At 66.6% G+C, this 21,064-nt stretch carries 21 protein-coding genes; 10 read left to right on the forward strand and 11 right to left on the reverse strand.

Annotation, left to right across the window (positions count from 1 at the left end):
• Positions 1-50 precede the first annotated feature (50 nt).
• Positions 51-1,049: a quinone oxidoreductase gene (locus tag DAT35_RS37710; protein ID WP_199243112.1), complete on the forward strand. Its 999-nt coding sequence runs from the start codon at positions 51-53 to the stop codon at positions 1,047-1,049.
• Here DAT35_RS37710 and DAT35_RS37715 read toward each other — a convergent pair.
• The gene (locus tag DAT35_RS37715; RefSeq protein WP_108074113.1) at positions 1,046-2,329 is read right to left on the reverse strand and encodes a hypothetical protein; all 1,284 of its coding nucleotides are present in this window, start codon (positions 2,327-2,329) and stop codon (positions 1,046-1,048) included. The two genes, DAT35_RS37710 and DAT35_RS37715, sit on opposite strands and share 4 nt — an antisense overlap.
• A 148-nt stretch (positions 2,330-2,477) precedes the next feature.
• On the opposite strand from DAT35_RS37715, the gene DAT35_RS37720 reads away from it, so the two are divergent.
• Both DAT35_RS37720 and DAT35_RS37725 read left to right on the forward strand, forming a co-directional pair.
• Positions 2,478-2,666, forward strand: coding sequence for a hypothetical protein (locus DAT35_RS37720; protein WP_108074114.1), 189 nt, complete (start codon positions 2,478-2,480; stop codon positions 2,664-2,666).
• Between the two features lie 20 nt (positions 2,667-2,686).
• Positions 2,687-3,952, forward strand: coding sequence for a trans-acting enoyl reductase family protein (locus tag DAT35_RS37725; RefSeq protein ID WP_108074115.1), 1,266 nt, complete (start codon positions 2,687-2,689; stop codon positions 3,950-3,952).
• A 72-nt stretch (positions 3,953-4,024) separates the two neighbouring features.
• Here DAT35_RS37725 and DAT35_RS37730 read toward each other — a convergent pair whose 3' ends face one another.
• Complete coding sequence (locus tag DAT35_RS37730; RefSeq protein WP_233261954.1) at positions 4,025-5,008, reverse strand: MBL fold metallo-hydrolase; 984 nt, start codon at positions 5,006-5,008, stop codon at positions 4,025-4,027.
• Positions 5,009-5,259: 251 nt separating this feature from the next.
• Between DAT35_RS37730 and DAT35_RS37735 the strand changes: the two genes are divergently transcribed.
• Positions 5,260-5,763 carry a gamma-glutamylcyclotransferase gene (locus DAT35_RS37735; protein ID WP_108074116.1) on the forward strand — a complete coding sequence of 168 codons (504 nt, stop codon included), beginning with the start codon at positions 5,260-5,262 and terminating at the stop codon, positions 5,761-5,763.
• On the opposite strand, the gene DAT35_RS37740 is transcribed toward DAT35_RS37735, so the two are convergent.
• Together DAT35_RS37740 and DAT35_RS37745 are read right to left on the reverse strand one after the other, a co-directional pair.
• Positions 5,764-6,366 carry a hypothetical protein gene (locus tag DAT35_RS37740; protein ID WP_108074117.1) on the reverse strand — a complete coding sequence of 201 codons (603 nt, stop codon included), beginning with the start codon at positions 6,364-6,366 and terminating at the stop codon, positions 5,764-5,766. It lies immediately after the preceding gene.
• A 258-nt stretch (positions 6,367-6,624) separates the two neighbouring features.
• Positions 6,625-7,311 carry a M35 family metallo-endopeptidase gene (locus DAT35_RS37745; protein WP_158502075.1) on the reverse strand — a complete coding sequence of 229 codons (687 nt, stop codon included), beginning with the start codon at positions 7,309-7,311 and terminating at the stop codon, positions 6,625-6,627.
• Positions 7,312-7,540: 229 nt separating this feature from the next.
• On the opposite strand from DAT35_RS37745, the gene DAT35_RS37750 reads away from it, so the two are divergent.
• On the forward strand, positions 7,541-8,956 hold the full coding sequence (locus DAT35_RS37750; RefSeq protein WP_108074119.1) for an amidase family protein: 1,416 nt from the start codon (positions 7,541-7,543) through the stop codon (positions 8,954-8,956).
• Complete coding sequence (locus tag DAT35_RS37755; RefSeq protein WP_108074120.1) at positions 8,956-9,594, forward strand: TetR/AcrR family transcriptional regulator; 639 nt, start codon at positions 8,956-8,958, stop codon at positions 9,592-9,594. The genes DAT35_RS37750 and DAT35_RS37755 overlap by 1 nt, the downstream gene beginning before the upstream one ends.
• On the opposite strand, the gene DAT35_RS37760 is transcribed toward DAT35_RS37755, so the two are convergent.
• Positions 9,570-10,325 carry a hypothetical protein gene (locus DAT35_RS37760; protein WP_108074121.1) on the reverse strand — a complete coding sequence of 252 codons (756 nt, stop codon included), beginning with the start codon at positions 10,323-10,325 and terminating at the stop codon, positions 9,570-9,572. The genes DAT35_RS37755 and DAT35_RS37760 overlap by 25 nt on opposite strands.
• A gap of 199 nt (positions 10,326-10,524) precedes the next feature.
• Positions 10,525-12,561, reverse strand: coding sequence for a secreted glycosyl hydrolase (locus DAT35_RS37765; protein WP_108074122.1), 2,037 nt, complete (start codon positions 12,559-12,561; stop codon positions 10,525-10,527).
• Positions 12,562-13,003: 442 nt separating this feature from the next.
• Between DAT35_RS37765 and DAT35_RS37775 the strand changes: the two genes are divergently transcribed.
• Positions 13,004-13,783, forward strand: a complete 780-nt coding sequence (locus tag DAT35_RS37775; protein WP_108074124.1) for a hypothetical protein — start codon at positions 13,004-13,006, stop codon at positions 13,781-13,783.
• 87 nt (positions 13,784-13,870) lie between these two features.
• On the opposite strand, the gene DAT35_RS37780 is transcribed toward DAT35_RS37775, so the two are convergent.
• Positions 13,871-14,410, reverse strand: a complete 540-nt coding sequence (locus DAT35_RS37780) for a hypothetical protein (RefSeq protein ID WP_108074125.1) — start codon at positions 14,408-14,410, stop codon at positions 13,871-13,873.
• Positions 14,411-14,601: 191 nt separating this feature from the next.
• Between DAT35_RS37780 and DAT35_RS37785 the strand changes: the two genes are divergently transcribed.
• On the forward strand, positions 14,602-14,865 hold the full coding sequence (locus DAT35_RS37785; RefSeq protein ID WP_108074126.1) for a hypothetical protein: 264 nt from the start codon (positions 14,602-14,604) through the stop codon (positions 14,863-14,865).
• A 165-nt stretch (positions 14,866-15,030) separates the two neighbouring features.
• Here DAT35_RS37785 and DAT35_RS37790 read toward each other — a convergent pair whose 3' ends face one another.
• Together DAT35_RS37790 and DAT35_RS37800 are read right to left on the reverse strand one after the other, a co-directional pair.
• Positions 15,031-16,959 (reverse strand): hypothetical protein, encoded by a 1,929-nt coding sequence (locus DAT35_RS37790; RefSeq protein ID WP_158502076.1) that lies wholly within the window; start codon positions 16,957-16,959, stop codon positions 15,031-15,033.
• Positions 16,960-17,453: 494 nt separating this feature from the next.
• Positions 17,454-17,666 (reverse strand): hypothetical protein, encoded by a 213-nt coding sequence (locus tag DAT35_RS37800; RefSeq protein ID WP_108074129.1) that lies wholly within the window; start codon positions 17,664-17,666, stop codon positions 17,454-17,456.
• Positions 17,667-17,800: 134 nt separating this feature from the next.
• Between DAT35_RS37800 and DAT35_RS59445 the strand changes: the two genes are divergently transcribed.
• Complete coding sequence (locus DAT35_RS59445; protein WP_108074130.1) at positions 17,801-17,983, forward strand: hypothetical protein; 183 nt, start codon at positions 17,801-17,803, stop codon at positions 17,981-17,983.
• Positions 17,984-18,116: 133 nt separating this feature from the next.
• Here the strand turns inward: DAT35_RS59445 and DAT35_RS37810 are convergent, their stop codons facing one another.
• Positions 18,117-19,445, reverse strand: a complete 1,329-nt coding sequence (locus DAT35_RS37810) for a cytochrome P450 (RefSeq protein ID WP_108074209.1) — start codon at positions 19,443-19,445, stop codon at positions 18,117-18,119.
• A 15-nt stretch (positions 19,446-19,460) separates the two neighbouring features.
• Entirely contained in the window at positions 19,461-20,039 is a 579-nt protein-coding gene (locus tag DAT35_RS37815) for a MarR family winged helix-turn-helix transcriptional regulator (protein WP_108074131.1), read from the reverse strand.
• 439 nt (positions 20,040-20,478) lie between these two features.
• On the opposite strand from DAT35_RS37815, the gene DAT35_RS37820 reads away from it, so the two are divergent.
• Entirely contained in the window at positions 20,479-20,931 is a 453-nt protein-coding gene (locus DAT35_RS37820; RefSeq protein WP_108074132.1) for an SRPBCC family protein, read from the forward strand.
• Positions 20,932-21,064: the final 133 nt, after the last annotated feature.

Consider the following 21,064-nt stretch of genomic DNA (forward strand, 5'->3'; position numbering starts at 1 on the left):
GGCGGAGAAGGCCGGGCGGAGCCACACGTGTCCCGCTATATGAGCGCGCCATGAGAGCGATCCGCTACCACCGGACGGGTGGGCCCGAGGTGTTGAGTCTCGATGAGGTGCCGGAACCCGAGCCAGGACCGGGTGAAGTCCTGCTCCAGGTCCACGCGGCAGGCGTGAACTTCGCGGACACGGAGCGGCGGCGTGGGCTTTATGACTCCCAGGTGCCATTGCCGCGCATCCTGGGGAGCGAGGCCGCGGGCGTCGTCTCGGCGGTGGGTCCGGGCGTGGGCAAGGTCCTCATGGGGCGACGGGCCGTCGCGCTGACCACTGGCAGCTACGCCGAGTGCGTGAAGGCTCCGGCGAGCGAGCTCGTCCTCCTCCCCGATGGCGTGTCCTTCGAGGCCGCGGCCGCGGTGCCGGTGCAGGGGCTGACGGCGTACCACCTGGTCCGCACGGTGGGGCAGGTGCGCGAGGGTCAGTCGGTGCTCGTCCATGCCGCGGCGGGAGGCGTGGGCGTGCTGGCGGTGCAGCTCGCGAAGGCGGCGGGAGCGCGCGTCTTCGGCACGGTGTCGAGTGAATCGAAGGCCCGGCTCGTCCGGGAGCTGGGCGCGGACGAGGTCATCCGCTACGACCACGAGAACGTGGTGGCGGAGGTCCACCGGCGCACGGGAGGCCGGGGCGTGGACCTCGTCCTGGACGCGGTGGGGGCGAGCACGTGGGCCGGGAGTCTCCAGGTCCTGGCGCCCTTCGGGCACCTGGTGAGCTATGGCTCCGCGAGCGGTTCCCCGCCACCGGTGGACGTGGAGGCGCTCTTCGAGAAGTCCCTGAAGGTGAGCGCGTACTGGCTGCGTACCCCGCATCCTCCCGGGCTGAATTACCAGGCCCTGGAGTCGTTGATCCGGGACGTCTCCGAGGGAAGGCTGCGGATCCTCATCGGCTTGAAGCTGCCGCTGGCCGAGGCCGCCGAGGCGCACCGGCGGCTGGAAGGCCGCGAGACGGTGGGCAAGGTGGTGCTGTCCGTGTTGGACGAGGGGGAGGGCCCCGGCACGTCCGCCTAGTTGTCGCCCCAGGTGAGGCCGGTCCCCACGGTGAAGGCGACGCCGTGGGCCCAGGGGGACGTGGCGGGAGTGAGCGCCCGGTACTGCGCCTCCGCACTGACGGAGATCCTCCGGTTGAGCAGCGCGTGGACACGCAGTCCGACCGGCAGCTCCGGGTAGTGCGTTCCATTCAGGGAGCACAGGCCCGCACCAGCCGTGGCTCGCAGGTCGAGCCCTCCCGAGTAGCCGAGCCGCGCCGTCAGCAGTGGGGGAGAGTGCAGCGCCAGCGACCAGGCGCCTCCACTTGCTCCCTGGAGCGGATTGCCCAGGGCCCGTGCGTAGCCCGCGGAGAGCCCCATCGCCCAGGGCAGGGGGAACAGGGCTCGCAAGCCCGCCACCGGTGTGGCGCCGCGCATCGAGGTGATGGCGCCTCCCAGCAATTCCAGGGCGAGCGCGGGAGAAGGTTTCCAGTTCGGCCGCATGGCCTGGTTGCGAGCTGATGCCAGCTCGGCGAGCCGCGCCGTGGCCCAGACGAGGAATGCGCGGGAGTAGGCCACGGCCGATTCGACACGCGCATCCACGAAGTCGTCATACGCCGAGGGGTCCACCTTCCACGTCCGCCCCTGCCAGCGCACTTCCGTCGAATCGAAGGCGTTGCCCACCACGCCGTAGCTGCCAAACGCCCCCGGCTTGTTCGTGGTGGGCTCCGCCCAGAACGCGCTCCAGGGAATGGCTCCTCCCTGCACGGGCAGCGAGCTCGTGCGAATCACCTCCAGCGTCTCCCGGGCCAGCGCGAGCTGTGCCTCTTCGCCAGAGAGCGGTGCGATCTCCCTCCCGAGGGAGGCCTGCCCCGCGGCGTGTTGCTCGAAGCGGTCCGAGAGCCCGTGCATCACCGGCACCACGTGCATGGGCACGGCCATGTCCTGGATGTGGTGCACCAGGTGGCCGACGCGATCGAAGGCCTGTGCCAGGTCACCATGGCTCGCGGCCTCCTCGGCCTCCTGCCAGAGGACGCGGACGCGCGCTCCGGAGTCCTTGCGGACGGAAGAGTCGAGCGAGGTGCCCGGGTGGAAGAAGTGGTGATAGCCGGCCCACTTGACGGGGAGGTTCAGGTCCTCTGCCCGGCTGCCCTCCACCACGACCGCTTCGTGCGCCGCGAGCTCGGGGTAGTGGCCCGATGCGAGCACCGCGTCGATGGACGCCCGGGTCATCATCTCGTGGTCCGGTACCGAGAAGGCGCTCGCTCGCAGGGGCAGGGCGAGGGCGACCAGGAGCAGCAGGAGGGAGCGCAGGGTGGGCATGGGGCGGAGCCATCGTAACCAGTGGCTCGCCAAACGCTTCCCGCTCCGGCCCGGAGGAGGGGGGCGTCTGTCCGGATGCCAGGTTCCATCATCGGATTCAGGACGCTCGGTCCCTCGCCCGGCCGTTCTGCGCTAGAATGCGGGCGCCATGAGCGACTCCAAGGGCGACCAGTTCGGACAGAAGCCGGAAGAGACGAAGAAGAACCCGAAGGTGTTCGGGCTCCGGGTGAAGATCGAGCCGTACGTGTCCGTCCAGCGCGAGCAGAAGAAGCGCAAGGAGGAGACGTTCGACCCCTTCGCCGTCACCTACCAGGGCCCCAAGCCCGAGGATTTCTGACGTCCGCCCCCCCTTGGCCCATGCCCGATTCCTCGAAAGCCGAGTTCGACGTCGTCCTGTGGGGCGCCACCGGTTTCACCGGCCGCCTCGTCGCTGAGTACCTCGCCCGGAACCAGGACACCCACCGTGCACGCTGGGCCCTCGCTGGCCGCGACCGGGCTCGGCTCGAGCAGGTCCGCTCGGGGCTGGCCGCGCTCAACCCCGCCTGCGCCGGGCTTCCCGTGCTGCTCGGGGACGCGCGAGACACGGCCTCGCTGGACGCCCTGGTGGCTCGCACGCGCGTCATCATCTCCACGGTCGGTCCCTACGCGCGCTACGGCAACGAGCTGGTGGCCGCCTGCGCTCGCGGCGGCACGGACTACTGCGATCTGACCGGCGAGGTGCAGTGGATGCGCCGGATGATCGACGCCCACCACGCCCAGGCGCGCGAGACGGGGGCGCGCATCGTCCACACCTGTGGCTTCGACTCCATCCCCTCGGACCTGGGCATGCTCACGCTCCAGGAGCACATGCGTGAGCACCACGGAGGCCACTGCTCGCGCGTGCGCTTCCATGTGACGAAGATGCGGGGCGGCTTCAGCGGGGGCACCGTGGCGAGCCTCCTGCAGTCCGTGGACGAGTCCATGGCGAACCGCGACGTGCGCCGTGTGCTGGGCAACCCCCACGCGCTCGACCCCGAGCCGCGCCGCGGCAGCCCCGAGGAGCGCGACCAGCTCGGCGTGCGCTACAGCCGGGAGCTCGGCCGGTGGACGGGGCCCTTCGTGATGGCGGCCGTCAACACGCGCGTGGTGCGGCGCTCCAATGCATTGCTGGGCTACCCCTGGGGCCGGGAGTTCGTCTACTCCGAGGTGTCCAGCTTCGCCCCCGGCGTGAAGGGGATGCTCAATGCCGCCGGTCTGTCCGCGGGGCTCGGCGCCTTCATGGTGGCCACGACCGTGCCCGCGGTACGGCGCCTGCTCGAGCGGAAGGTGCTGCCCGCTCCCGGCGAGGGCCCCTCCGCCGAGGAGCGCGAGCGCGGTCACTTCGAGGTGCGGCTCGTGGGCGAGGGCACCTCCGGGAAGAGCGGACGCCCCGTGAGGCTGGAGGCGAAGGTGGCAGCGAGCGGAGACCCCGGCTACGCGGCGACGTCGCGGATGCTCGCCGAGTCGGCCCTGTGCCTGGCCTTCGACGAGGTGCCCGCCCAGGGTGGAGTCCTCACCCCCGCCTCGAGCATGGGGCTGCGGCTCGTCGAGCGCCTGCGGCGCGCGGGCATGACGTTCGAGGTGCGGGAACTCCAGACGCCGTAGCCGACGAAGCGTGGGCGGCGTCTCGAGACAACGAGGGGAGCCGGAACTGCTGCCGACTCCCCTGCTGCCGTATCAATGACCAGTCGTGCTGTAGTTGGGCGGCAGCCAGGTGTAACCCTTGCCATCGGCGCGCACGTGGCCAAGGCCAGGGAACGAGACGTGTGCCACGCCCACCCAGTAGCCCTGCTTCGCGGCGTCGGCATAGGCCTTCTTGCGCTGGGCCGCAGCCTCCTTGGAGTCGGAGTCGAACTGGATGGTCACCGACGGCTGGGGGAACTGCACCGCGGCCACGTGCATCACGTCACCCCACAACACCAGCTTCTGGCCGTTGCTCTCCACGGCGTAGAAGCTGTGTCCGGGAGTGTGGCCCGGGGTCGGGATGGCGCGGATGCCAGGGAACAGCTCGGTGTCGCCCTCGAACGTCTTGAGCTTGTCCGCCGCGATATAGGGATTCAGCGAAGCCATCGCACCCTGAAACAGGCTCTTCTTGTCGGCCGGAGCCTTGTCCATGTTGGCGGTGCTCAGCCAGTAGTCGGCATCGCGCTTGTCCACGTGAACCGTGGCGTTCGGGAAGATCAGCTTGCCGCCCACCGTCAGCCCGCCCACGTGATCGCTATGGAGGTGGGTGATCAGCACCGCGTCGATCTGCTCTGGCTGGTAGCCAGCCGCGCGCAGGTTGGGGACCAGCTTATTGAGGCTCGGTCCGAACAGCTCACCGGCGCCACAGTCCACCAGCACCAGCTTGGAGCCGGTGTTGATGAGGAAGGCGTTGATCGAGGTCTCTACCGGCACATCGATGTACGACTGGGCCAGCACCTTCTTGGCCTGACCGGGAGCGATGTTGGTCAGCAACTGGTCCATCGGCAGGGGCACGGTTCCGTCGGAGAGGGCCGTGACTTCGAAGTCGCCCAGCATCATGCGGTAGAAGCCAGGGGCCTGGGTCTTGACCTGCGGCGCGGCGGCTTGGGCAGCGGGAGGCACCAGCACAGCCGCGGTCGCGGTCGTGAAGGACGCGGCGAGTGTGGCGCGCAAAAGGAAGGTGCGTAGCGTCATCATCGGAATGCTCCGGAGGTGGGGTGGGATGGGGAGGCTGGCTCGCGGCCCCGCCGGGGAATATTCCCCTCGCGAGGACCCCGTTCGCGGGGTGTTGCTTGAACGTCCACGGAGGCGCCGAGGCCCATACGCAACGGCCGACAACGACTCCGCTGGAGGAATGTTTTCCTGATACCGGCCGGTCTCGTGATGCCGACCGGGCGCTTGTATGGTGCCGAGCGGTATTGTCGTCAAGGGAGAATGAGGACGTTCCCATGTGGATATTCGGCTATGGCTCGCTCATCTTCCGTCCCTCCTTCGCGTACGAGGAGCGCCGTGAGGCGTGGCTGAGGAACTGGGGGCGGCGCTTCTGGCAGGGCTCGACGGACCACCGGGGCGTGCCGGAGGCGCCCGGGCGGGTGGTGACGCTGGTGCCCGAGCCCGGCGCGCGCTGCTGGGGCGTGGCGTACCGGATTGCCTCCGAGCGGGTGGAGGAGGTGTTGACCCACCTGGATTGGAGAGAGCAGGGCGGTTACGAGCGGCACCAGGTGATGCTGGAGACGCGCGAGCCCCCGCCGCTGGAGGCGCTGGTGTACGTGGCCGGTCCTTCCAATCCCCACTACGTGGGGCCCTCGACGCTGGAGGAGATCGCTGCGGTGGTGCGCTCCGCCCACGGTCCCAGCGGTTCGAACCGGGACTACGTGCAGCGGCTGGCGGAGGCGCTGGCCCAGGCCGGCGAGCATGACGCGCATGTGATGGAGCTGGCGCGGCTGCTGTAGCTACTGCCGCATGTCCAGGAGGGCGAACGACTCGAGCAGTGCGGCCGGATCGTCCAGGACCTGCTCCGCGCGCAGGTAGTCCTCGCCCGTGCTGAGCATCAACCTCGGCGTCCCCTTCAGCGACGGCACGAGCGTCGCCACCACCGTGACGTGCTTGCCGTCCGCCTGTAGCTCGAACGAGAGGGTGCGCCCGCTCCGGCTGGGGCCTCTCATGCCGAGCCGCAGGTCTCGCGTGAACACGCGCGTTTCGCCCCACAACTCCAGTGCGAGCGAGACGAGCTCCAACGTGTCCGGCTCGCCGCGCAGGAGCACCGCGCGCATCCGCCGCGTTGCGGGCTCGCCCTGGGTGGCCAGCAGCACCTCGCGCAGTCGCTCCAGGGCCGGCCGGGTGAGCTGCCCGGGGAAGTGCGACGAGAGGAATGCCTTGCCCTTGAGCCCCATGGCTTCGGCCAGTGGCGTCACCTCCCGGAGCACCACCGGGCGCACCTCCGGTGTCTCGGACGGGCCTTGGTTCAGCACGTGCATCCGCGCGGTCGTATACGACTCGCCCGTCTTCTCCTGGCGCTCACGGATACGCTTCTTCAGATCCTTCTTGACGGTCATCGCCCACCTCTGGCGGTGCGAGAAGCCCCATGCGCTGGTCGCCCGCTCGAGAAGCGAGTGCGATGCGGACACCTGCCCGAGGAGAAGGCTCCCCTTTGCCCTCCTGGCGCGCCAGGCATGGGCTGGCGAACGAGGGTTGCGCGCGGGCCGGCGCGCTCATCGGCAAAGATAGGAATCTGGTTCCCGGGTCGTCAACTCCACGCCCCGCCCGGCGCCTTCGGGCAGCTCACGAGTGATAGCGTGAGCTCTCCCGTCACCTCACTGGCGGAGCGACGCGCAGAACAGGCCCCAGTTCTCCGCGTTGTCGAACGCCTTGGCGGGGTCCTCGGCCACCAGCGCGATGGCATTCGCACGGCCATAGGCCGCCGTGTGGTTGGCCAGCACCTGATCCTTCGTCCCGGCGATGGCGTGGGACATCTCGTGGATGAGCGTCTCGATGCGGTCCTGCTGGTGCGCGCTCACGGCGAGGTGCGCGCCGTCCAGCGGCATGTTGAGGAAGTTGTTGTAGACGGTGATGGCGAAGCGCGCGTCCTGGGGCATGAGGCTGTCTCCGCCCGGCAGGTCCACCTTCTGAGAGCCGCCCTTGGCCGCCACCGCCTGGATGATGACCCAGCTCTGCTCCTGCCGGCCCAACTTCGTGATGAACACCGGCTGGAAACACGCCGCGTTCGTGTTCGGGTCCGCGCCACCCGAGGTGATGCTCACGTTCCACGAGTTGAGGCAGGCGCGCATGGTTCGGATGTTGCTGCGCAGCTTCTCGATGCGGTCGCTCTTGGTGGCGATGCCTCCGCCGAACCATGTCGCCAGGGCCGCGGCCGCCGGCCCTGCCGTCGGGTTGGCCAGGGCATTGTCCGCATCCTGGAGCGCCTTCATCGCCGCCGTGACGGTCGTGGAGGTGGTGTTCTTGGAAGTCTCGTCTGCGCCAAAGAACCAGGTAATTGCCATGCTCGTTGTCCTCTCTGTGAAAGGGGGTGTCCGGAGGACGCGCGGAGCGCACGGGCTGTGACGGCTACTGCCCGCTGTCCACGCGCCACGCCCGCGGAGACCGACCCGTCCAACATCGCCCGCCGCCCCCTCGACAGCCCGCTCATCCGCCCTCTGCGTGCTCTTGACGCCGGTGCGAAACGGGAACATGGTGTTCGCGTTTCGTGTTCGAGGAACAGGAGGTCGTCCCATGGCAAGGTTGGGAGGTCTCGCCCGTCTCGACGGCGTGGCGCAGGCGGAGTTGGTGGCCCGCGGCGAGCTCAGTGCGGCGGAGCTGCTCGAGGCGTGCGCGGAGCGGATCGACGCGCTGAACCCGCTGCTGAATGCAATCCCCGCGCTGGACCTCGAGCGCGCCCGCGCGGTGAGGCCCGCGGCGGGCCCGTTCTCGGGGGTGCCATTCCTGGTGAAGGACGTGACGCCCTACCCGGGCCTGCGTTGGTCGATCGGCTCGAGGCTGTTCGCGGCCAACGTCGCCCCGCAGGGCACGCCGTACAGCACGCGGCTGGACGAGGCGGGGCTGGTCACGGTGGGCAAGAGCGCCACCTCCGAGTTCGGCCTGCTCGGCAGCACCGAGACGCTCCTGGACGGCGTCACCCACAACCCGTGGGACCTCTCGGTCTCGGCCTCGGGCTCGTCTGGAGGCTCGGCCGCGGCCGTGGCCGCCGGACTGGTGCCGCTCGCGCACGCGAGCGACGGGGGCGGATCCGTGCGCATCCCCGCCTCGGTGTGCGGGCTGTTCGGGTTCAAGCCGAGCCGCGGGCGGTGCGTGCCGGCCAGCCTGGACACCTCGGATTTCGGCGCGCTCGTCAGCGAGCACTGCATCAGCCGCTCGGTGCGTGACAGCGCGCTGCTCCTGTCCCTCACCGAGGCGCGAGACGCCGGCCTTCCTCCCGTCGGCTATGTCCGGGAGCCGATCTCCCGGCGCCTGCGCATCGGGACGTGGACCCGCACGATGGTGGGGGAGGAGCCCGAGCCCGCGGTGCGCCGCGCCTACGACGAGGCGGTGGCGCTCTGCGTGTCGCTCGGACACGACGTGGAGCCGGTGGCACCGTCCGCGCTCGATGGACCCGCGCTGGGGGACGCGTTCTTCCTGGTGGCGGGCGCCGCGGTCGCTGGGGCGGTCGGGATGATGGGGCAGCTGCGCGGACGGCCGGTGGAGCGCCGCGAACTCGAGCCGTTCAGCTGGGCGCTCGCCGAGGAGTTCCAGCGCCGCGGGCCCGGAGCTCTCGCAGGGGCGCGCGCGCAGTTCGCGGCCAGCGCGGAGCGCTACCTGGCGGCCGTGGCCCGCTACGACGTGGTGCTCACGCCCACGCTCGCCACCGTTCCGTGGCGGCTCGGGCACCTCTCGCCTGTCCTCCCGCGGGAGGAGCTGCTGCGCCGCACGGCGCACGCCGTGGGGTACACGCCCATCCACAACATCGCGGGTTGCCCGGCCATGTCGGTCCCCCTCCACTGGTCAGACGAGGGGCTTCCGATCGGCATCCACTTCGCCGCGGCCCCGGGGGCGGAGACCCTGCTGCTCGGGCTCGCCTACCAGCTCGAGGCCGCGCGGCCGTGGCATCATCGGTGGGCACCCTACTCGTATCCCCGGCTGTTCGACGCCTGATGCCCCAGGTCCTCAAAGACGATGTACGCGAGCGCATCCTCGCCTCCGCGCTCCAGGTGTTCGCGGCGCACGGCTACGTCGGCGCGACGATGACGGCCATCGCGGAAGGCGCCGGGCTCGGGACCGCGAGCCTGTACCGCTACTACGCGAGCAAGGGGGAGCTGTTCGACGCGGTCGTGACGCCCACCCTGGCGGAGCGCTTCGAGTCGCTGCTCGAGCACCGCGTGCGCGCGCTCGCGCAGGTGGCGCTGAGCGACGCACCACGGCGCGAGGAGGACCATGGCGAGGAGATGCTCCGCTTCTGGGTGGAGAACCGGCTTGCCGTGGTGGTGCTGCTCGACCGCGCCGAGGGCACGGCCTATGCGCACTACGGCGAGCGCTTCGTCGAGCAACTGGTCTCCGCCACGCTCGAGCAGATCCGCACCACCCACCCGGGCGTGCGCGTGAGCTCGGCCGCGCGCTTCGTGCTCACCCGCATCTTCGAGAACACCCGGCGCATGCTGGCCGCCATCCTCGTGGAGCACGAGAGCGAGCGTGCGTTGCGCGAGGCCATCGAGGGTTTCTGGAGCTACCAGATCCCGGGCCTCCGCGGCTTCGCGGCGTGGCTGGGCCGTCAATGCACTCCGGCGCGCTTGTAGAGGTCTTTCACATTCGCCACGGCGGACGCCTCGTCGAACTCCCGGAAGACAAAGGTCATCTTGGTGGCCTTGAAGGGGTCGAGTTTCCTCTTCTTGTCGCCGTCGTTGATGGAGAACACCTCGATGAGCACGTCCTTGTAGGGAGCCTGGACTGCTTTCGAGTCCCAGATGGAGGTGAGCAGCTTGTAGTGCTTCTCCATCGACAGCTCGAGGAACGCTTTCTTGCTATTCATCCATTCCTGGAGCGTGAACTGGGTCATGCATTTGGCGATGTTTCCCTGCATGAGATAGGCGCTGTCCTTGGAGGGGGGAAGATAGAGCACATAGCTGTGCGAGTCGCAGTCAACGCGCAGGAGGTGCGACTGTTTTTCGTCCCGCTTGCCGAGCGCATTGCCGAGCGTCATCAGGTCCTTGTAGTAGCCCTTATCCTTGCTTCGATTCTCGAAGTCGAATCGGTAGTTGAACTTCTGGGTGTCGAGGAAGATCTGGCAGAGCACGGTCGACACCGTGCCGCACACGCTGAGAATCCTGAAGTCAGTCGAGCCCGTCATTTCGCGGATCTGCTCGTCGGGCGTACCCGTGAGTTTGAGCATGTCTCTCACTTCCTTCAGGTCGGCTTTCTGCTTCTTCACGGCCTCCGTTGCATCGCCATACATGTCGCCGTTCACCAGCGCGTTCAGCTCCAGGCTCTTCATCATGTCGTTGGCGAGTTGCTGGATGTACTTGACCATCGTTCACCTCGGAGAGCGGGTCCAACCCAGTTCGATCCATTAGACCCGCCAGGGCGACGGATGGGCAACGCGAGGTGCATACGGTGTGACCACTTTGCTGCTGCCTCCCGAAAAACCGAGTCGCTTCCAGGGGATACAGAGTGGAGATACGCTTCAGGCAGCCGCTGCTGGTGCCGCCTGAAGCGCGCGAAACCCGAAGCTACCGATCACCCGTCCAGGTGTTCCCGCCGCCGTCCTTGAACGAGAACGTCGCGGTGGAGACCTCGTCTTTCGAGAACAGGTTTCCGGAGTTGGCCCGGGGGCCGGTGATGCTCGAGTTCTTGAGGGTGATCGAGCCCGTGGTGGCGATCTTCCCGCTGAACGGGCTGGGCGGTGCCTTGTGCGAGTCATTGGCCACCATTCCAAAGTCGCCTGATTGGTCCATGACGATATGGACGCCGTCGAACTCGGTGTCGTCGATCCGCTGCCCCTGCGTGGTCTGAACCAGGACCCCGTAATGAACGGGATCGATGATGTCGATGTCTTTCAACCGGATGCCCTGGAAGCGGATGAAGGAGTACGGCTCGGCCGGAGAGTACGGGTTGGCGGCAAACAACCAGACCGCGCCATACTTCCGCCGCGTGGTTTCGTCTCCCTGCACTCCGTCGTCGTCCCACCACATGCGGCCTCCGCAGCGCTCGACCGTCATGTTCTGAAGGGTGGTGAGTCCGGAGAACTCATGCTGGGGCGCGAATTCGTTATCCACGGTAATGCCCGGGTAGCGCAGGGTGTCGTAGACAACCGAGTCCTTGATCACGTTGTCGTGGCCGCCGTAAACCGCGAAGCCGGCTGCCCGCCAGATCAGACCCGCGGTGCAGTGCTCGATGACGTTGCCCTGGTTGGGGCCCTCGGGCTGGTGAACCCACGGCGTGTTTCCAATGGGCGTCTTGTCCCAGGTAATGGCAGACCACATGGCGAAGGCATCGTCGCCGTTGTTTCGCGCGGTGCAGTTCACGATCCGCGAGTTGGTGGTTCCGTTGCAGAAGTTGATGCCGTCCGCCATGGTGTTGCGGAACCGAGAGTCCTCCCACAGCAGGTTGTTGCCGCCCTCGACCCAGCCACCCACGATCATCCGCTCGATCCAGAGCCGCTTGAAGACCGCGTTGTTGTGCATGTAGCGATCGAAGGCGCGCCCGATCCCGTCATAGCTGTCCCACGGCCAGTTGCCGAGAGCAGCCGCGTCCGTGTTGTAGCGAGCCGCCCGGTTGCGCCAGGTTCCAAAGATCGCGAAGTCCTGGAAGGTGATGTTGTCACCGCTCAGACGGAACCCGAACTCGTAGTTGTAGCCAACTAGCTCCGGGGGAGGGGGCACGAATCGCGTGTACCACATGCCGGCGCCCTGGACGGTCAGGCCGGCGGGAACGTAGACCTTGGGGAGCGCCGGGCTCGCGTGCGACATCACGTAATCGCCAGGCGGGAGGAAGATGCCAGGTTTGCCGCCAGCCACGGCGTCTTGAAGGGCTCGCACCACCGCTGCTTCGGTGAATTCACTCACGACGACGTAGTTCGCCGGGGCGGAGAGGGGCTCCGGCACGAGCTCGAGGTCCATGAAGTCGAGGGTGACGGGGAGCTCCGCGGAGGCATCCGGCGAGATGATCTTCACCACATCGCCCGCGTTGATGGTTGCCCTGCCGTAGGTCGCCAGCAGCACGTGCGCCTCGTCGTAGATGTGGTGCGCGGCGCTCCAAGGCAGCCGCAGGCCAAAGTTCTCGTCGTTGGTGCTCGGGCTCTGGGGGAGCTCATCCACCTGCTGGCGCGGAAAGGCGTTGTGCGACTCGGTGTTGTTCGGGCCGGTGTAGAGCCAGGTGAAGTCCGAGTTCACGGTGAGCGTGGCGACCTTCGCGTCATTCACGTAGACATCCAGATGGGCCTCTCTCTCGTCCGGCACGCTGTAGCGCACCAGGACGGAGTTGGCCTTCACGCGGCTCGTCCACGCGATAGCGTCGGTGGGGCCATGCAGTGTCACCGCCTTGCGGCCCGAGGCCTCGCCGGAGAGCGTGCCCTCCAGCCATGGGCCACTGGTGGTCTGCTCGAGCGTGGCGCCACCGGAGGAAACGCCCGCCTCGGCCTCGTACTCGTCCCAGGGAACGGTGGCGCCGCGGGGGACGGGGGGGTTGCCAGGGTTGTCGTCAGGTTTGTCGCTGCAAGCAGCGAGCAGAAGGCACGCGCAGATCGACACGAGGGTCGGACGAATCATCGGTTGCTGGCTCCTCATTGAGACGTGAAGTTTCAAAGATAGGACGGATGGGGGAGCCAGTGGTGAGTGGTGAATAGAGTGCTGGCGCAGAGAGGGAGGGGAGGGAGGCTGACATTGAGTGTCAACGGAATTGTCCGTGAGAGGCGGACTCGAGCAGGCGGCTGAAACGAAGACATCTCAAGGGGTGGGAGGCGGGCGGGTCGCGCGGAGCCAGCAGCTGCACCTCGCGGCCGAAATGTCTGTCGTCCTGGGTGACGAAACGAATGGCGCTGTGGCGGTGCTGGGAGTTGTACCTGCCAACGAAGGGGGAGGGCGGGCAGAGAATGCACCTGAGCGGTAGGACACCCTGGATGCACCAAGCACCTCCTGGAGTAGGGGCTCGGCTCCATGCGAACAAGAGCCTCGGGCCTCCCCTGGGCGGTGAGGCCAGCGAGGAGCACGCGTGGACGAGAAGAAGAAGCCTCAGGAGAACTGGGAGGAACGGGCGCAGTTGGGGCCCTACCAACTCGAGGAGCAGATGCCGCAGTCGCCTGACAGCCCGGGGGAACTCTACCGGGCAACACACGAGAAGAGCGGGGCCACGGCCCTGGTGCTCAAACCCTCCGCCGAGGAAGACGTGGCGGGGCTGAAGGACTGCCGGGTGCGCTTCATCTGCTCGGTCGCGCCGAGCTACTACGCCCTGGAGGTGGAGGACTCCCGAGGGAGGATCTCGGTGGAATCGCTGTTGGTGCTGTTCGAGGGTGTTCGCGAGGGTGTGCGGCGCATGTCCCGAGCCTTCGACGACCCCCACGAGTCTCGTCACCGGTGGCGCCTGGGGCTGGCGGTGGCGGGCGCCGCCGTGGTGGGTGTCCTGATCCTCTCGCTGGTGCATCTGGCCCACGTGTCCCCACCGCCAGGCGGCTCGAATCCCCTGGCGAACACCTCGCCTGAGCCCATGAGTGACGAGGTCACCACGGCGGCCTGGGAGCAGGCCACCCATGGGGGGCTCGCGGATACCGCAGACGCTGGGGGATTCGTGCTCGCCCGACCGCTGCCGAGCGAGCCCTTCAAGGGGCAGAAGCGTCCTCCCTGCACCCGCTACGCCGAGGTCGAATTGGTCGGCGCATGCTGGGTGCCACACAAGCTCAAGGCCCCGTGCCCGGACGTGCTCTACGAGCACCAAGGGGAATGCTACTTGCCTGCCTTCAGCGCGAAGCCGCCACCTCAGTCGCTCGGACAGTGAGTGGCACGGGCGCCTTTGCTCCTGGTGCCCGGGTGCGCACGTTCTCCGGCGCGCACCCTCCGATTCGTCTGACACCTGTCGGCGGCGTCAGTCCTTCTTCGAGAGGCCGAAGTAGTGGGACAGGTATTCGCCGAAGTCTTTGTACTTCACCCAGAACTCGAACTGGGAAGCGAAGCCGAGGACGGGACACTCGAGGCTCCGGCCCGTGCGGTGGAACACCAAGAAGTGCTCCTGGCTGCCAGAGGGCGGGAGCTTGAGGGCGTGTGCGTCCGCCATGGCAGGGTTGGGAAGATTGCCCGTCCAGCCCTGGACCCACTGCTCCACGGTGCCGGACTCCTCGGGGGCCCCGGAGTTGGCCATGGGCTCGGCCCATTCGCGGAACATGTCGCGGAGGAGGCGGGTGTTGAGGCGGGGCGGTTCGCCGGTGGTCAGCTTGAACCAGCTTGTGTCGAAGCGGAGCCACTCCTCCAGGCTGGGAGGAAGGGGTCGGCCGTCGGGCAGCGGGAGCGAGGCCAGTGTCTTCTCGTCAAGCGGACGTGGATCCTGGTGCTCCCAGTACCAACCCTTGCCGCGCCCGCCGTTGCGGCGCAGGTGCTCGATGACTCTCTGGGTTTCGTTCATGCTCATGGGGGGGGGGACGCTCGGAGGTGGAGTGTGCGGTGCCGTGACCTGCCTGTCCATGGCTGTCTCCGTGCCCCCCGGCGCGGGCGTCTCCCGGTCCAAGCCCGTCGCAGAGAGCCCCTTGTGCGCGAAAGTCAGGTATTCCAAAGCAAGCGGGAATTCGTTAGGGTTTGGGGCGCAACCTCGATGGAGGACGCATGCGAACGAGTGTTTTCGGTGGTCTGTTGGCGATGGCTCTGATGGCGGTGGGCTGTGGCGCGCCCGTTGAGCAGGAAGCGGGACCCGATCTGGCTACGCAGGAGGCCCCGATCCCCGACTGCAGCGGCAGCCCGGACTCCCTGGTAACCTACTGGAGTGACGCTACCTATACGGTGCAGATCGGTGGCCGGGGTTGCCACTGCGGTTGGTGGGAGAGCTGGGGCCAGACGTCGGCCTACAGGCAGTACATCTCCGAGTGCTAGGCCGTCCGCCCAGGACGTCACACGACTGAAACCCGCGCGGCTGTAGCACGCGGCGGACCCGCGGGCCCTGGCCACGGCCACGCGCTTCCACGGCCAGGGGCCGCGGAAGGTGTCAGACACGAATCCCCTGACACCTTTCCGAAGCGATGTCCCTCCTGACGACCTTCAGCGTTGGATTCGAGCGGACGACACTTTGCCGTCGAGGCCGTTATGGTTCCTGAAGGTGACTTTGAGGAACGAATCCTCGAATGAGGACTGGAAGGTTCCGATGACCCTGGGTTGCAGGATGTCCTGCTTGACGTAGATGGTCGTGTAATCGTCGCCGGTGCCTCCATTCGGGTCGTCGTAGACGGTGAGCGTCGTTCCCGCCTTGGCGATCACGATTTTCGCGGACCGCGCCTCGTCATTGTCGCAGCCATAGCTGTCGTTCTTGAAATTGACGAATTGGCTGGTCGTGAGGGGCAGCGTGCAGACGATGTTCTGGGACGCGTTGTTCCCCTCGTACAGGACGACCGAGGCGTCCGCGAACATGTCCCCGGCCTGGGGTTCCACCCGGATTCGCGAAACCTTTCCGTCGAGGCCATTGTTTCGCAGGTAGACCGCGCGATAGTTGGAATTGTCCGCGCTCGTCTCGAAACTCGGCACGACCACCCGCTCGTTCATTCCAATGTCGCGCTTGACCTCGAGGAAGTACCAGTCGTCCTCGCGGTTGCCGCTCGGGCTGTCATACAGCGAGATGCGGACGCCTTTCTTCGCGCCGGACAGAACGAGTGAGCGCGCTTCGTCGTTCTCGCACCCCAGCCGCGCGGAGTCGCTCGACTGGAGGTCGATGGTCCGGGCGATAGTGGTCGCAAAGCCGCAGACGATATCCTGGGAGCCGTTGCCGCCTTCGTAAAAGATGACGCCGCCGTTGTTTCGCCACTCGACGTATTCGGTGGCGTCGCCGCGATTGGTCTGATCCAGCGCGATGAAGTTGGGTTCCCGATTCGCATTGGGGCGGCAATACGATTGGTCACGGTCCAGCAACTTGTCGAAACGATTGTCCGCGTCCCCATGCAGTGGGTAGGGGATTTTATGAAAGTGGTTCATCACGAACAGTCGGGGCCAGCCATAATAGGTGGACGACGCCGCCACGGTATTGAGCGGAATGCTGCTCCAGCGTGTGTTGCAGGAGTAATCGTGGCTGGTAACAAGGTCGCCCAGATTATAGGTGTTCTCGACGTTGAGATTCTGGTCGTAGATCAGGTGTACAGTGCCGGAGCTCGTTTGATGGTCGCCCGCATTCTCCGATCTGCTGGTGAAGATGAACAAGCGCTGGTTGGAGTTGATCAACTCGCCGAGCGTGGGCCATTGTCTCCGCGAGGACCACGTCGTCGGCTTGAAGGTGTAGGTCGCCAGGTTGGGGATGCTGCTCAAGGCTCGGGTCAGGTCGTTCCTGTTCGTGTAGTCCTCGAGGAAGACGGTGATGACGGCGTTCCGGTTGGCTGCCAGGGTCGGCATCACGCTGATTTTGAATTCATCCGCGAGGCTCCGGCTACCGGGGTAGCAGACTCCGTGGCACAGCAGGACGCCGGATTCATGGATGTCGAACATCAGCCCGCGCACGCCGTACATCAATTGGTAGATCGGGGACACCTCCTGGTTGGAACCGATTCCGCCGGAATGCTGGCCCCAGGAGAAGGCATTGTGGCTCGTCAGCCATACGTATTCGTTGAAGGGCCGGCTCGTGTCGGCAATGAGACCCGGCTGGGCTGCCCGAGAGAGGTCCTCGGAAGTGGGGTTCGCGGCCCGTTCGATTTCATCGGGCGTGATAGGCTTCTCGTCCGGTGACGGAATGGCACTCCGTGGATCTTGCCCTGGTCCCTGGTCCGCCTCGGGAGGCTGTTCGACGTTCGAGGGGTGGAGTGTCGTTTGTTGCGGCGCGGGCGGTGGAGCGGAGGCTTCTTTTGTTTGCGAGGCACATCCGGAGCCCGCCGCTGTCATGAGGCATGTCAACGCTCCGACGATGAACTTTTCAATGGAACTTCGCTTCGGTATGGTTTGCATATGATCTCCTTGAATTGAAATGCGCGCGGTGCTGATCATGAAATGCATTCGTCATTTCGTTGCGCGTCATAATTCTGATGGAGGTTCGAGGGCATGTCTCAATGCGCCATCTGTCAGGGGGTGAACAGAAGGCAAAGCTCATACGGTCGCGACCGTCAGCGGCGCCGTATCAGGGGCGTCAAAAGGGTCAAGGAGATCAAGCCTCGCAATACCGCGACGAAGGCACGATACTGCTCGTGCAACTCCCTCAGAGACTGGTGTGTGGGCGGCGCATGGAGCGCGGGCGGCGCTCCTGTCCACCAGTCCCTCATCCACTCTCGAGCCAGCACGTAGCGCAGCCGTCCCACCAGCGCTGTATCGTCCACCAGCAGATGGAAGATGGTGGCCGGCCTGCTGTTTGCTGTTCCTCCGCCGATGTCAGCAGGGCGGCGCATAGACAGACGGGATAGGTACAGCCTCCACGCTCGCGTCAATATGTACGCCCGCCCATGGAGTGGGCGACCGTCAGGAGGAGGGCAGCGCCAGAGGCTCCTCGATGTTGCCTACACAGCCACGTTTTCAGGATCAGTCGCGAAGAGCGCATGAAAGAGCGTGGTTGCAGGCGGATCCAGTAGGTCCACGATGAGCGGGATTCGAGTCTCGGCGATCTCGCCGACGATGGTGGTGAATTGGAAGTGGCTGGGTTGGTACTGATTGATGCTGCATCCCGAGAGAACTGGCAGAAACACTCCCAGGAACCGCAGGATCGCGGGCATCCGCGCGAGTTGCCTTGAAATGCCCACAATACCACCTTGGATCAAAAGGGTTGGCCAAGCGCCCGGCACATTATCCAGATGGATTTGGAGGCGGCGGGAATCGAACCCACCGCCCCTGCGCGCTTTGGAGGACTATGCTCCAGGTCGGTGTCGGTGCGAACACCCCCGGCGCCCAGATCACCTTCAATTTCATGGAGCAGAAGAGTGACCTGCCTGTCTGCTCACACACGGTGGCACTCGAGGCGAAGAACATCACCACGGGTGGTGCCGGGAGCTGCTACTTCCAGCGCGCTCGCCTCCTCCTGACCGCACGCTGAGGCCCGGCGCTTATCATCTCCCCCAAAAGCAACCCGCTGAGCTGGGTGGGCGAGGGCCTGGCTTCGCCGCTCAAGGACGAGCTGGCCGACGCCATTGCCCTGGCGGTGCGAACGCCCGCACCCGTTCACCGTCTCAGAACAGGACAGGCAGCTTCGCGAACCCACGCAGGAAGGAGTTGCTCCAACGCAGCTCCTCGCTGGGGATCGCGAGCCGCAGCTCCGGCATGCGCCGGAACAGCGTCTCGAAGGCGATCTGCCCCTCCATCCGCGCCAGCGGAGCGCCGATGCAGATGTGGATGCCCTTGCCGAATGCCACGTGCTTGTCCGCGTCCGGCCGGGTGATGTCGAAAACGTCCGGATGGGAGAAGCGCGCGGGATCCCGGTTGGCCGAGGCCAGGCCGACCATCATCGGCTCGCCCTTGGGAATGTGCGTCCCGGCCATGTCGAGGTCCTCCTTGGCGATTCGCCGCGAGATGAAGTCGACCGGGCCCCAGTACCGCAAGGTCTCCTCGACCATGCCCTTCACCAGACCGGGATTCGCCTTCAGCTTCGCGAGCTGCTCCGGGTGGCTCAGCAGCGCATAGACACCGTTGCCGATCAGGTTCACCGTCGTCACGTGCCCGGCGAGGTAGAGGATGAAGACCGTTGACAGCGTCTCCTCCTCGTTCAGCTTGTCGCCGTCCTCCTCGATGCGCAGCAGCTGGCTGATCATGTCGTCCGCCGGCTGCGTTCGCTTGGCCACGAAGAGCCTGCGCAGGTAGTCGGTGAACTCCCGCAGTTTTGCCCGGCTCTCCGGGTCCATCAGCCCGCGGCCCCGGTTGCCCCCGAACAGATCCTCCGTCCAGGCCCGCACCATCTTCCGGTCCTCGCACGGAATGCCGAGCATGTCCGAGATGACCGTGACCGGCAGCGGGTAGGCGAACTCCGCGATGAGCTCCATGTGCCGGTCCGGCCGTGACTCGCCGCGCTCGGCCGCCGCGCGCTCGGCGGCGTCCAGGAGATCCTCCGCGATTCGCTGGATTCGCGCCCGCAGCGGCTCCATCGCGCGCGGGGTGAAGCTCGGCTGGATGAGCTTGCGCAGCCGCGAATGGTCCGGCGGATCCACGGAGATCAGGCTCTTGGAGATGGGACGCAACTCCTCCGGAACCTGGGGTATCTTCTTCTGCTGCTCCGGGGTCATCGCGGTGCGGGGATCCGACGAGATGCGATCATCCAGCAGGGCGGCGATCACATCGTCGTACCGGGTGATGAAGAGGTGCTCGCGCTCGAGGAACTCGCGGAGCTCCGGGTCCGCCCCGGCCTGGCCGGCGTTCTCTCCGAAGGTGAAGGACACCCGGGCGACCCGGTCCTTCTCCCTCACCTTCGCGTAGTCCTCCGGAGAGACCTTCGGATCCAGGGTGAGGGTCATCGGGCCCTCGGGAGAGGTCTGCTCTTTTGCTGCGTTGGCGTCACGTGCTGCCATGTCGTCCTCCTTCACTCATCGAATCACTCGTCGGGAAGGCCGGCGCGGTCGCGCGCCCGCCTCCACATGCCGGGTGGGCCGCCGCCGTCCTGTCTTGTCGAGGTCGGCTCCGGGCCGTTTGTTCCGCGCCGGAGCCGCAACGGCGTCTGGCTCACTCGGGCTGATCGCGCGCTCCAGCATGGCGAGTGTGCGGCCCAGCGCGAGGAGATCCGCGGACGTCGCCACGGCCAGGTGCGCCGCGAGCGCTCCGGTCAGTTTGTCGCCGACCGAGCGACTCATCTCCAATCCCTTCGAGGTGAGCGCCAGGTACAGCCGTCGGCGGTCTCTCGGATCCGCCGCTCGCCGCACCAACCCGCGCCGCTCCAGCCGGTCGATGACCCCGGTGACGACGGCCGGCGTGACTTGCCAGCGCCGCGCCAGGTCCGTTGCCGAGCGGGTGCCCTCCTGGAGGGCACGCAGCGCCGCGTACTGGCGCAGGCTCAGGTCCAGGTCGGCGCTGACCTGGCTCACCAGCTCCCGGGTCCAGCGCGTCAGGTGCGGGAGGAGCTGGAGCAACTGCGCGGCATGTCGGATCGGAAGGTCGTTCGGGGCCATGGGGAGGGCTTTGCGTCGTAGATAATATATGACGTAAATCAATATTCCTGGTCAAGTTATCCGGGTCTGTCAGGTTTTTTGCATGGCGGACACATCCGCCTGGCCGAGGACAGGCCGTGCAGGCTGCGTGTGTCACGAGACGGCTCTCAGTGATTTCGTAGGCCACTGTGCGCAGTGGTGAGCACGATGGAGGTGCTCAGCAACAACTACACCTCCCCATCAACGACAACTACAGCGCACTGCCCTCCTGCACCCGTCAGCGGCCCTCCTCTGCTTCTCCTCTCCAGCCCATTCCCCTCCCAACTGCTCCCCAATCTTTCCTATGCGCCTCGCTCCGCGGGGCCGAGCCGCTGGGCCCCGTTCCCGCCGAGCGCGCCTTGGCGGGTCATCGAGCGAGACGCGATTGCTTCCATGCCGGGCGTGTTGAAGTCTGTCCACCATGCCGACCCTCACCTTCGAACAGTCCTTCGACGTCACCGCCCCTGTGGAGGCGGTACGTGCGTTTCTTGCCGATCCGCACTGCTTTCCGAAGATTCACCCGCTGATCGCGCGCATCACGGTGACCGGCGAACGCCGCGAAGCCGAGGTGCGAGTCGTCGAGTTCGAAGCGCTCGAGCTCGTGCCGATGCTGGGCCTGCAGTTCCGGAACCGGCTGCGCTGCGAGACGTTTGACGACCCAGCGCACCCGAATCGAGTGCGATCACGCGCGTTCAGCGTCCCGGCGGTGACGGTGGACTCGACCTACACACTCTCGTCGGCGCCCATGGGGTGCCGCGCGTCTCAGCGCCTCGCGCTCACCGCCCCCTGGGGCCTCATGTCCTTCGTGCATCGGACCGCAGTGGCGGCGCATACACGGCAGGGCGCAGCCATCCGCGCGTTTTTCGCGCAGTAGGTCCGCAGAAGGTGTCAGAGGATTCGTACAACGCAGCACAGCCGCTGACCGCTTCCTTGAATCTCTTCCATCAGCGTCCTCACCTGGGCATCCGTCGTCCTCACCCGCCCATCCGAACCACCGGAGTCACCGG

The organism is Vitiosangium sp. GDMCC 1.1324 (genome assembly GCF_003044305.1).
GTDB lineage: Bacteria > Myxococcota > Myxococcia > Myxococcales > Myxococcaceae > Archangium.